General features: G+C 50.7%; 1 protein-coding gene. It reads left to right on the plus strand.

Annotated features, from left to right (window positions below; all coding sequences use genetic code 11):
* A partial coding sequence (locus DW151_RS10845) for a hypothetical protein (protein ID WP_233540278.1) occupies positions 1-235 on the plus strand: 235 nt, incomplete at its 5' end.
* Between the last annotated feature and the right edge of the window lie 339 nt (positions 236-574).

Consider the following 574-nt stretch of genomic DNA (forward strand, 5'->3'; position numbering starts at 1 on the left):
ACTTGAAGAAGGGGGAGGCCTCGCGGCCTCCCCCTTTTTTGCGTTATATAAGCTGACATTTGCCCTATCTGTTTCAGGAGTGCTCGGATTGTCTTTAGTCGAGGGCATCGTTGCCGTCCGCGGTGAGGTAGAGCCGATCTTCTTGCTTATGTCGCTTTCTGGTGGCGCTCAGTCGGCTCCAGGGTTCTGTCGTCACGTTTATCCGGACGGATCTTATGCTCCTTATTTCCAGTAAATCAGTTAAGGGGTATTGTTTCAATTAAATACACTCCGCCAGCGGGGGCTCTATCTAATTAGTGATAGAGCCCCCGCTGGTGTTTAATAGGTTTGTTAACGTTGTCCTTCTATTTATGACGGGCTAACTAGCAGAGACCGACGAGGGTATAAAGATGCTATGTCTACAGTGGACAGCAAGATTCCCGAGGTCATACGGTCTGTCCATGGTTTATGACCAAATGTGTGACTCTGAGCAACTCGGAGCCAGCTAATTAATTTGTGAACAAAATATGGAGTGCGCGATTCCCGCCCCCGGGGCCCCTCCGGTCTGGCAATATATCTCCTTGCCGCGCGGCCC

The sequence above is a fragment of the Collinsella sp. AM13-34 genome (assembly GCF_003473055.1).
Lineage (GTDB): Bacteria > Actinomycetota > Coriobacteriia > Coriobacteriales > Coriobacteriaceae > Collinsella.